The sequence below is a fragment of the Cohaesibacter celericrescens genome (genome assembly GCF_002866925.1).
Lineage (GTDB): Bacteria > Pseudomonadota > Alphaproteobacteria > Rhizobiales > Cohaesibacteraceae > Cohaesibacter > Cohaesibacter celericrescens.
Genome location: NZ_PKUQ01000033.1, coordinates 1 through 10,770 on the forward strand (window position 1 = coordinate 1; position 10,770 = coordinate 10,770).

7 protein-coding genes are annotated in these 10,770 nt (G+C 53.3%); 2 read left to right on the top strand and 5 right to left on the bottom strand.

Annotation, left to right across the window (positions count from 1 at the left end):
• The first annotated feature begins 243 nt into the window (after positions 1 to 243).
• Positions 244 to 372: a hypothetical protein gene (locus C0081_RS23705; RefSeq protein WP_280952884.1), complete on the top strand. Its 129-nt coding sequence runs from the start codon at positions 244 to 246 to the stop codon at positions 370 to 372.
• On the opposite strand, the gene C0081_RS16505 is transcribed toward C0081_RS23705, so the two are convergent.
• From C0081_RS16505 to C0081_RS16525, 5 genes are all read right to left on the bottom strand, one after another.
• Entirely contained in the window at positions 369 to 2,330 is a 1,962-nt protein-coding gene (locus tag C0081_RS16505) for a MacB family efflux pump subunit (protein ID WP_101534959.1), read from the bottom strand. The two genes, C0081_RS23705 and C0081_RS16505, sit on opposite strands and share 4 nt — an antisense overlap.
• Positions 2,331 to 2,334: 4 nt before the next feature.
• Entirely contained in the window at positions 2,335 to 3,573 is a 1,239-nt protein-coding gene (locus C0081_RS16510) for an efflux RND transporter periplasmic adaptor subunit (RefSeq protein WP_245417978.1), read from the bottom strand.
• Between the two features lie 88 nt (positions 3,574 to 3,661).
• Positions 3,662 to 5,212 (bottom strand): efflux transporter outer membrane subunit, encoded by a 1,551-nt coding sequence (locus tag C0081_RS16515; protein WP_425349491.1) that lies wholly within the window; start codon positions 5,210 to 5,212, stop codon positions 3,662 to 3,664.
• Between the two features lie 28 nt (positions 5,213 to 5,240).
• Positions 5,241 to 8,438: an efflux RND transporter permease subunit gene (locus tag C0081_RS16520; protein WP_210200542.1), complete on the bottom strand. Its 3,198-nt coding sequence runs from the start codon at positions 8,436 to 8,438 to the stop codon at positions 5,241 to 5,243.
• A gap of 5 nt (positions 8,439 to 8,443) precedes the next feature.
• Complete coding sequence (locus tag C0081_RS16525; RefSeq protein ID WP_101534961.1) at positions 8,444 to 9,655, bottom strand: efflux RND transporter periplasmic adaptor subunit; 1,212 nt, start codon at positions 9,653 to 9,655, stop codon at positions 8,444 to 8,446.
• A 145-nt stretch (positions 9,656 to 9,800) separates the two neighbouring features.
• Between C0081_RS16525 and C0081_RS16530 the strand changes: the two genes are divergently transcribed.
• Complete coding sequence (locus C0081_RS16530) at positions 9,801 to 10,505, top strand: TetR/AcrR family transcriptional regulator (protein ID WP_101534962.1); 705 nt, start codon at positions 9,801 to 9,803, stop codon at positions 10,503 to 10,505.
• Positions 10,506 to 10,770 lie beyond the last annotated feature (265 nt).

Consider the following 10,770-nt stretch of genomic DNA (forward strand, 5'->3'; position numbering starts at 1 on the left):
AAGATACCGAAGGTGGAAACAACTTAGCAATGCCGCGCATCGTTATTGTCTCACCACTACCCGTCAACCGCCTGAAATGCATATGCGGCCGGCATCCAAAATGTCCGTTTCAGACTGTATTGTTGGGTTATTTTCGCCTTTTATGGATAACGCTTTGTTAGCAAGCCGGTAAAACTACGACTTAGGGTTTACGCATGCTTACATTAACTCTTTTTGATCGCGCGGCTTGGGTTCTGTACGGGAGTGTTCAAGCTCAACATAGAAGGATTGCGTGGTGTTGTTGAGCATTGGAAAGACGAGCAATATGAGGTTGCTTTGAAAGCCGATATTGCGATCAAAAACCCCATTGCGGTCAGCGCCTGCCGTTTCTAGTCACCCGAAAGTGCTTCAACCGGATCAAGCCGGGAGGCATTGCGCGCGGGCAGATAGCCAAAGGCTATGCCGATGAGGCTGGAACAGAGAACAGCTGCAACAATCGATGTGGTGGAATAAACAAGACTGAAGCTTAGACTGAAAAGGCTGAAGACGGCCCCAAAGGCGAGGGCCAGACCGATGCCCGCAAAGCCGCCGACAAAACACACCAGCACCGCTTCGATGAGAAACTGTCTGAGAATATCACTCTGACGGGCCCCGACGGCCATGCGGACACCAATCTCTGAGATGCGCTCGGAAACCGAGACCAGCATGATATTCATCACGCCGATACCGCCGACAATCAGCGAGATGACAGCAATCGAGCCGATCAGGATTGTCATGGTTTGTGTGGTGCTGGTGATGGTCTCGCGAATGTCATCGGTGTTCAGAATGTAAAAGTCTTTTGTGCCGTGGCGCTGGGTGAGAAAGCTGGTCACAGCCTCCTGCACATAGTCCATGTCAAAATCGTCTTTCACCCGTATCGTGATACTGCGCAAGGTGCTGTCACCCAGAAAGCGGGCCTGAACGGTGGTGTAGGGCAAATAGAGCGAGAGATTTTGGCTCGATCCAAAGCCGCCCTGCTCGGCCGAGACAAGACCAATCACCCGCAAGGGGATTTTGCCGACAAAAACGGTTTGGCCAATGGGGCTTATTGCTTTGTCGGCAAACAGGCTTTTTTTGGTGTTTTCATCGATCACCACTTCCTGGCTATAGTCATGCACACTGTCGCTGTTGAACAATTGCCCCTTCGAAAGGGTCAGGCCCTTGGCGGCAAAATACTGTGCTCCAACACCATTGACCTGCGCATTGGCTTCTGTTGAGCCAAAGCGGATGGTGCTGGATGTGGATACCGTGGGGGTCACCGCCTGAGCATAGGGTTGCTTGGCCAGCTGGGTGGCATCGTCGACCACCAGCGTGGTGATCCGTCCGGATCTGACATCACCAAAGGTCTTGCCCGCAAAAATCTCCAGCGAATTGGTGCCAAGGCTCGAGATATTCTCCAGCACCTGTTGCTGTGATCCCTGTCCCAGAGCGACGACACTGACCACAGAGGCAATACCGATAATGATGCCCAGCATTGTCAGGAAGGCGCGCAATTTATGCGCCCACATGGACACAAGCGCCATGCCAAAGGCTTCCATTAGCGGACCGAGCAGGCTTGTCGCTGATTGTTTGGGGGCAAGGTCAGCTGTGTTGTTTGGTTTTGCTGCACGTGTGCGTTCCGGATCGCTTGAGCGTTTATCGGAGATGATCACACCATCGCTGATTTCAATGATGCGTTCTGCGAGGCTGGCAATGGCGGGATCATGGGTGACGATGATGACTGTACGGCCCTCGCTATTCAGCTGTTTGAGGATCCTGAGGACTTCCTCTCCGCTGTGCTTGTCCAAGGCACCGGTTGGCTCATCAGCCAGAATGACCTCGGCATCATTCATCAGGGCGCGCGCGATGGACACACGTTGTTGCTGGCCGCCGGATAATTGGCTGGGGCGGTGATCTGCCCGATCTGCAATGCCGAGCCGGTCGAGTATTGCGGCGGCACGCACACCGCGTTGTGTTGCCCCAGAGCCTGCGTAAACCGCAGGTATCTCCACATTGCCAAGCGCCGATAATTCAGAGAGCAGATGGTAGCGCTGAAAAATAAAGCCAAAATGTTCGCGTCTGAGCTCAGCCAGCTCATCACCGGAGACGGATTCTATCTCTGTTCCCGAAATGCGATAACTGCCGCTCGTGGCGCGGTCAAGGCAACCAAGAATATGCATCAAGGTTGATTTGCCAGAGCCGGACGCTCCGATGATGGCAACCATTTCACCAGCTTCTATCGTCAGATCGATGTCTTTCAAGGCCGCAAATATTGTATCGCCAGACTGGAATTCACGGCGGATTTTTTCAAGGCGGATCAGCGGTTCACTCATGGTGTTAAAATCCCATGGGAGGTCGCCCGCCCGGGCCACCGGGCTGGCCCGTATCTTCGTCGTCCTGTGATGTGCTTGACTTGGCGACTGTATCTCCGGCGACAATTTGGTCGCCTTCTTTGAGGCCCTTGCGCACTTCAGCCATCACCTTGTCATTGATGCCGATTTCGATATCGCGCGGAGATATGGTGCCTTGCTCATCGATAATCCGCACGCTGGTATGCCCGTTCTTGTCAATCGTCCCGAGCACCGAGGTGGGAATGGCAAGGGCATGGTTGGCTTGTCCAAGAACGATATGCACCTCGGCCGTCATATAGGTTTTGAGTTTGCCTTCGTCGTTCGGCACGGTGAAGTTGCCATAATAATAGATTGCCTCCGATGAAGAGGAGCTGCTGGATGAAGAGGAACTCGACGAGGTAATGGCGCTGTCACTGGTGATAGAGGCGGGCGCCGGCTCGATCGACCCCAGTTCAGCGTGATAGACCGTGTCAGCTCCTCCCAAAACCGTGAAATAAACCGGCATACCGACTTTGACTTTGGTGATGTCCACTTCTGAGATTTCTGTGCGCACCGTCATCCGGTCCAGCTGTCCAAGGACCACGATTGTTGGTGCGGATTGCGAGGAATTCACCGTCTGGCCTTCTTGGGCGACAATGGCCAGCACTGTGCCGTTAATCGGGGCAATGATATTGGTATAGTCCAGATCGACCTGAGCTGTGGCGATGGCAACCTTGGCCTCGTCCACAGAGGCCTTGATCTGGTTTATCTGGGCCTTGGTAACCGCGACGTCAGCGACCGCCGTTTCATAGTCCGATTGGGACGCGGCATTGTTCGAGATCAATTGTTTCTGGCGGGCGAGGGCCTGTTCGTTGAGGGCCAGTGTTGCTTCTTTCTCGGCCAGCTGGGCTTGACTATTTGCCAGAGCTGCCTGACGCGTTTGCAAGGCATTTTGTTGGGTCAGCGAGTCGATTTCCGCTATAAGGTCGCCGGCTTTTACCTTTTCACCAAGCTGAACCTGCATTTTGGTGATCCTGCCCGAGGATTGCGCGCCGACGGCAACCAGTTTAATCGGTCGCAAGGAGCCGTTTGCCAGAACAGTTTCCTCGATGTCCTGATAGCCGACTTGCACAAATGTATAGGGGGCCTTGGCTGGTTCGCTAAAATGCCGCCAGAGCCAAAAAGCTGAGCCGCCCATGATGATGAGCATGACGATTGTCACTATTGGCCAAGGTTTCTTTTTCATTGTGTCCGCAATTCACTTTCGGAGATCGCCCTGTTGCGATCATAGTGTTTGGCGCTCATGTGGCGTTTTCAGGACATCGCTCTAAGGGCTATTTATCAAACGCCACTTTTACCGGTGCCTTGGTGCGGGACGCCAGACGAGGACCCTTGGATGCATCGACTATTTCAGGTTTTGTGCTGTCGATGGTTCCATTCCAGCCGCCGCCCAGCGCCTTGTTCAGCGCGATATAATCGGTCGCAATGGCCACTTGGCTCTGAAGCAGGGAGTCTTCTGCCGAATAGAGCGACCGCTGGGCTTCCAGAAGATCAAGGAAGCTTGAAGAGCCGGATTTATAAAGCTCACTGGAGAGCTTGTAGGCTTGTCTGTAATGTTTGGTGGACACAGACAGGGTGCTGTTCTTTTTGCGTTCCTGAGTGAGCGCCACGATTGCGTTTTCGACATCTTCAAGCGCTGTTAGCACAGCAGACTTGTAGCCGATGAAATATTGATCGCGTTGCGCCTGAGCAACCTCTGCTGCGGCTTTCAATTTACCGGCGTTAAAGAGCGGAACGCTAAGGCTCGGGCCAAAACTCCAACTGATGGATGAGCTTTTACCCAAATCACCAAGTTGGGCGGCTGAGGACGCAATGTTGCCCGTCAGGCTGACGCTAGGATAGCGGTTGGCTTCGGCAGTCGCCACCTTTGCGGTATATTGTGCATATTGGCGTTCGGCGAGACGCACATCGGGGCGATTGATAAGAATATCGGCCGGAATTCCGGTTTTTTGTGACAGTTTGGGACGGGGAATCCGTTTGGTTTTTTTTAATCGGGCTTGCAGCGCTGACGGCTGTTTACCAGTCAATACCGAAATCCTGTGTACAGCCTCGGAATAGGCCGTCACAAGATCGGGAATGTTGGCGGCGGTATTGGCTGCTTGCCCTGCGGCATTCTCAACGTCGACACCGGAACTGGCCCCAGCCTTGAATTTGGTGTCGGTCAGAGTGGCGGTTTCTTTTTGAGATTTCACGGTGCGATAGGCCAGAGACAGGCGGGCCTGATAGCCGCGCGCGGTGACATAGTTGGAGGCAACGTCGCCGATCAGGGTGAGAAGGGTTGATCTCAGCTCTTCACGGGCCGCGTCCAGACCATAGCGGGCTGCGTCCTTGGCGCTTTTGTTGGCGCCGAACAGATCGACTTCCCAGCTGGCGTCAAAACCGGCCTTGAATGTATTGGAGAAGTTGTTGTTCGATTTGGCGCGTGTCGCCGATGCTGATCCGTCTGCGGTGGGGAGAAGCTCGCCGCCAGCCTGCCGATAGCTCGCACGCGCTTCCCTGATCTTGGCCTTTGATGTTGCTACATCAAAATTGCCCTCGACAGCTTCCTCGATCAGCTCGTTGAGCAGGGGATCATTGAGTTGGGCCCACCAGTCAGCAAGAGCGGGTGTTTCTGATTTGCTTGCCTTTTTGGCACCTGACCAGACTGACGGCAGCTCTATGGAGGGAGACTGATAATCGGGTCCGACAGCGCACCCCACCAGCAGAGACATGGTGATGAGCACAAATGCTGCCTTTATGGGTTTCGATTGCCTTGGCCGCGTCGAACCCATGCCCGTTTGAGAGTGAAAAACATTTGATTGCATCATATTATTTCTATTTGCCATTGAGAGGTCCCCACTGGTCTTGAACGCGTTAAACATCAATTTCGGTCGTTTGAGCGATTGAGGTGCCATCGGTTGGTGCCAGCTGGTTCGCCTGTTCTGTCATTCCAGTCCCTGTTATTTTGGCCCCAGTCATTTTGGCAATGGTGGTGAATAAAAACGGCACGAAGAAAACCCCGAAAAGCGTGGCCGATATCATGCCGCCCATAACACCCAGACCAATAGCATTTTGCGCCGCAGACCCAGCTCCGGTTGCACGTGCCAGAGGCAAAACGCCAAGGATAAAGGCAAGGGACGTCATCACAATGGGGCGCAGGCGTAACCGGGCCGCATGAGTAATGGCATCCACGGCATTTTTGCCTTGTGCCATCAAATCCCGCGCAAATTCGACAATCAGGATTGCGTTCTTTGCCGTCAGACCGATGGTCGTGAGCAGGCCCACCTTGAAATAGACGTCGTTGGACTGATCAAAGGCCCAAGCGAACAAAAGCGCTCCGAATACACCAACCGGAACAGCCAAAATGACCGAGAAGGGGATGGACCAGCTCTCATACAGCGCGGCAAGGCAAAGGAAAACAACAACCAGCGAAACCGCATAGAGCAAGGTCTCCTGAGAGCCCGCAAGGCGTTCTTGATAGGAAAGCCCTGACCATGACGAGCTGTAGCCACCATCAAGGTCGGCAACCAGTTTTGCTGCCTCGTCCATTGCGTCGCCCGAGCTTGCGCCCGAGGCAGCAGAGCCGTTGATCGAAATCGCTGCTGTGCCGTTGAAGCGTGCAAGCGAGGGCGAGCCCTGAACCCATTCAGTTGTGGCAAATGCGGAGAAGGGCACCATATCGCCAGTGCTGTTTTTCACCGACCAGAGATTGATGTCATCGGGTTGCATCCGGTAAGGGGCATCGGCCTGCACATAGACCGGCTTGATCTCGCCTTTATAGACAAAGTCATTGACGTTTGTGCCCGAAAAGGCGGTGTTGATCAGACTGTCGATATCGCTGACATCAACGCCCAGTGCTGCGGCTTTTTCCTCATCGATATGGATGCTGAGCTGGGCTTCCAGTGTGCGGGTATTGCCGCGAATGTTGGAGACCAGTGCATTGCCCTGGGCGCTGTCGGCAAGCATGTTGCCTGTCGCCCGCAGCGCAGTGCGGCCGTTGTTGGCGGTATCTTCGAGATACATGGAAAAGCCGTTTGTCTGGCCAAGGCCCTGAATGGCAGGGGGCGCCAGAACAAATACTTCGGCGTCGCGAATTTTGCTGAAATTGGCCGATGCGCGTGCAATCACGGCGGAGGCCGACAGGCTGTCATCTTCGCGCAGGTCAAAATCTTTCAATCGAACAAACGCCATGGCCTGATTTTCACCGCTGCCACCAAAACCAAAGCCGAGGGTCATGAAGACACTCTGCACAGCGTCCTTTTCCTGAGTGAGGAAATACGCCTCGACGGTGTCAATCACAGCCTGCGTTCGGGCGGCATTGGCGCCATCGGGCAGAGTGATCTGCGTCATCAGAACGCCTTGGTCCTCATTGGGGAAAAACGACGTCGGCAGGTTTGCATAAAGTTGGTAGGCCGCGAACAGCATGGCCGCGAAGACCGCGAACATGCGTAAGGGGCGCACCACGAGTTTGGCCACTATTTGCGCATAGCCACCTGTTAGCCGCTCAAAACCCCGATCAAACCAGCCAAACAGGCGCGTTATTAGACCGCCATGGGTCGGTTTGAGCAATATCGCACAGAGGGCAGGGGTCAGGATGACGGCAACCAGAACCGAAAGGATCATGGCGCTGGCGATCGTCACCGAGAATTGCCGGTAGATGACACCAACCGAACCGGAGAAGAAAGCCATGGGAATGAATACGGCGGTCAAAACCAGAGCAATACCGATCAGCGCACTGGTGATTTCGCCCATCGACTTTTCTGTCGCCTCCCGCGGCGGGAGTTTTTCGTCGCGCATAATGCGCTCGACATTTTCGACCACAACAATCGCATCATCCACCAACAGGCCAATCGCCAGCACCATGGCAAACATGGTGAGCATATTGATCGAATAACCAAGGGCGGCGAGAACGCCAAAGGTCCCCATCAGCACGACGGGCACGGCGATCATCGGAATCAGGGTGGCGCGGAAATTTTGCAGGAAAAGCAATAACACCAAAAAGACCAGTGCAATGGCTTCGATCAGGGTATGGATTACTTTTTCGATCGAGAGTTCAACGAAGGGGGTCGTTTCATAGGAATAGGCAACCTCCACGCCTTGGGGCAGTGAGTTTTTGAGACTGTCGAGCTCGGAATGCACAAGCTGGGCGGTGGTGATCGCATTGGCGCCGGACGCCAGCTGAACACCAAAACCGGCGGAAGGCATGCCATTATAGGTCGTGCTCTGGCCGTAGCTTTCAAGACCGATCTCGACGCGCGCCACATCAATGAGGCGGACAATTGCACCGTCGGAGGCAGTCTTGAGTGTGATGCGTTTGAACTGATCTACCGTGGACATTTGTTTGCGCACGATAATGGAGGCTTTAAGCTGCTGGCCTTTGATCACGGGGGAGGCACCGATTGATCCGGCAGCGACCTGCACATTCTGGCCGCTGATGGCGCTGGTCACATCTGAAGGTGTCAGCTGGTATTTTTCCATGGCGGCGGGATCAAGCCAGATGCGTATGGCATAACCAGCGCCAAAAGACTGGACAGACCCGACGCCGTCGAGACGCTCGATGCGATCTTCAACCTGACTGGACATGATGTCGGACAGCTCGTCCGAAGAATATCGACCGTCGCTGGAAACGATATTGCCGATCATCAAAATACCGGATGGGGAGCGGTTAACGCGAACACCGGCATTCTGCACAGCGTCAGGCAACTGCGATTCAACCGAAGACAGTTTGTTTTGCACCTGAACTTGCGCGATTTCAGGGTCAACATCGTTGGAAAAGGTCAATGTGAGCGAAGCAGAACCGGTGCTTGACGTTGATTCCATATAGAGCAGATCGTTAAAGCCGGTCATGGCACTTTCGATCTTTTTGGTAACCGAGTTTTCGACCGCTTCGGCTGTAGCGCCGGTATAGCTGGCCGAGACACGGATCGTCACCGGTGCGATGTCCGGATATTGTGCGATCGACAGGGAATAGATACCCATGATGCCGGCCAGCATGGTGCTGATGGCAAGCACAATGGCAAAAACCGGTCTGGCAATGAAGAAGCTGGCAACGGCGTTGCGTGGGAAGGACATGTTCATTATTTGCTTCCCTTGTCCAAAGCCACGTCTGAAGCCGCACCCGAAGATTGGGCCAGTTTGACGACGCCATCTTCATCAATAACCACGGCAACAGGGATCACCTCACTGCCGTCGGATATTTTCTGGAAGCCATCAACAATCAGCCTGTCACCCTCTTTGACGCCCTGCGATACAATCCAGCTGTTGCCCATCATGCCGCTGGTTGTGACGGTGCGTATTTCGGATTTGCTGTCCTGGGAAACGACATAGATGGTTGCTTTGCCATCATCATTGCGTGTCAGGGCCCTCTGCGGGACCAAATAGGCAGTGGGCATGGTACCGATATCAACGGTGGCAGTCACAAACATGCCCGGAATCAGAACCAGATCGGGGTTGGGGAGGGTGGCGCGCAGGGTGAAGGTGCCGGTTGAGGTGTTGACGACCATCTCGGCGAGGGAAATCTGGCCGTTCTTGTCGTAGTTCTTGCCATTCTCCAGCAAAAGAGTGACCTTCATCGGCTGATCGTGATCCCGATCAAGCTGGCCGGTGTTTATTTGATCGCGCATCCGCAGCATGTTGGTGCTGGTATCGGCAAGGTCCACATGCACGGGATTGATCTGGCGTATCGTGGTCATGGCATCTGTCTGGTTTTCCGTGACCAACGCACCCACGCTGACATCAGAGACACCAATCATTCCACTGATTGGTGCCTTGATTGTGGCATTGTCCAGATCAATCCCTGCTGCTTCAAGATCTGCCTTGGCCGCTTCCTCGGAGGCGCGGGCTTGCAGCAGATCGGTATTGGCGTCATCAAGATCCTGCTGGCTAATCGCATTGTCCTTGGACAATTTGAGATAACGATTATAGGACGATTGAGAGCCAATTGTTGTGGCTTGTGCTTTTTTCAATGACGCTTCTGCAGCTGCATAGGCGGCTCTGAATTTTGCATCATCAATTTCATAAAGGCTGTCGCCTTTTTCCACACGTCTGCCTTCGGTGAAAGTAATTTTGCGGACAATTCCGGCAACTTGTGGCCGAACTTCGGCCGTTGCATAGGCAACAACGCGACCCCTCAGCTCAACGGTTTGCGGAACGGTTTGGGCTTTAAGGGAAACATAGCCGACTTCCGTTTTCATATTTGGCCGTCGCATTGCCGGTTGCTCACTTTCCTGACTACAGGCAACCAAGAGGGGAAACAAAAGAACGATGATGATACTCGGAAACAATTTCATGGACTGTCCTGAAGTTTGATTGTCTGCATTTTTTAGCCAAATAGGACAAAATAGTGAGTTTTGTCTATTTACGGTAACTTGTGTTACCTTTATTAAAAATTCTTGTAAACGAGCTTTTTGTAATCAATTGTAATGTAGAAACACTATGAAACATCAGCCTTGCGACGAAGACGAAAAAACCAGTGTTTCTGCGGTTAAATTGAGTAGCAGGGGGCGCCCCAAAAAGCTTGACGATGAGGTCCAAAAGACAGTCATAACCAAAGCTGCTTGGCCACTTTTTCTCAAGCATGGTTACAGGCGCACAACGATGGGGGATGTTGCGAAGGCAGCGCGGGTGTCTCTTCGCACCGTCTATCATTTGTTTCCCAACAAAAAAGGTCTTTTTGGCGCGGTGGTCGCGCGGCATCGCCAAAGCATGGTTGCTATGCCCGGTGACTATGATGCATTGCCTATTCGGGATGCCCTGATCAAGATTTTCCAACTTGAACTGGAGCCGCAGGCAGATCAGCAGCGTTCGGCTCTGATGAAGATGTTTATCGAGGAAAGCCGACAATATCCCGAGCTTTTGCCAATCTTAATCAAGCATGGGCCAGATCATTCCAGAGCCATTCTTTGTGAGTGGCTGAGCCGGCAACAAAGTCTCGGGCGGATTCGAAGCGTCAATGTGGAAACTGCAGCGAGCATGCTGATGGACATCGTCTTTGGTGCGACGTCACAGAAATCCTCGACAGACCCGAACTGGCCAGGCGAGCAAAACCGCATCGAATATCTGACGCGTTGTTTTGATATTGTCGTTGAGGGCCTATGTTCTCCTGATCTATGCGAGGGACAAGATCATTTGCCCAATTAAAGATCGATCAGGTCGCAGGTCTGCTTCACTGTGACGGATCTGCCAGATTGTTCGCTTAAGTGCATTGGCGTCAGATGGGAGCATCTATTGCTAAGGAGGCGGGGATTACACATTCAGAAAATAATTACCATCTGCGTTAAGCCAAAGCTCATTGCATGCTGTTACCACTGGGTTGGACGAAGCCTTTATATTAGGGTGCGGCACGATGGAGCGCTACATGGCTGTTATTCAAGAACGAATTTTGGTATTGCCAAGTTGTTTGTTG

Bases quoted from the DNA above. Each gene is read 5' to 3' on its own strand.
- C0081_RS16505 (WP_101534959.1), bottom strand. From the start codon at position 2,330: ATGAGTGAACCGCTGATCCGCCTTGAAAAAATCCGCCGTGAATTCCAG.
- C0081_RS16510 (WP_245417978.1), bottom strand. From the start codon at position 3,573: ATGAAAAAGAAACCTTGGCCAATAGTGACAATCGTCATGCTCATCATC.
- C0081_RS16515 (WP_425349491.1), bottom strand. From the start codon at position 5,212: ATGGCAAATAGAAATAATATGATGCAATCAAATGTTTTTCACTCTCAA.
- C0081_RS16520 (WP_210200542.1), bottom strand. From the start codon at position 8,438: ATGTCCTTCCCACGCAACGCCGTTGCCAGCTTCTTCATTGCCAGACCG.
- C0081_RS16525 (WP_101534961.1), bottom strand. From the start codon at position 9,655: ATGAAATTGTTTCCGAGTATCATCATCGTTCTTTTGTTTCCCCTCTTG.
- C0081_RS16530 (WP_101534962.1), top strand. From the start codon at position 9,801: ATGAAACATCAGCCTTGCGACGAAGACGAAAAAACCAGTGTTTCTGCG.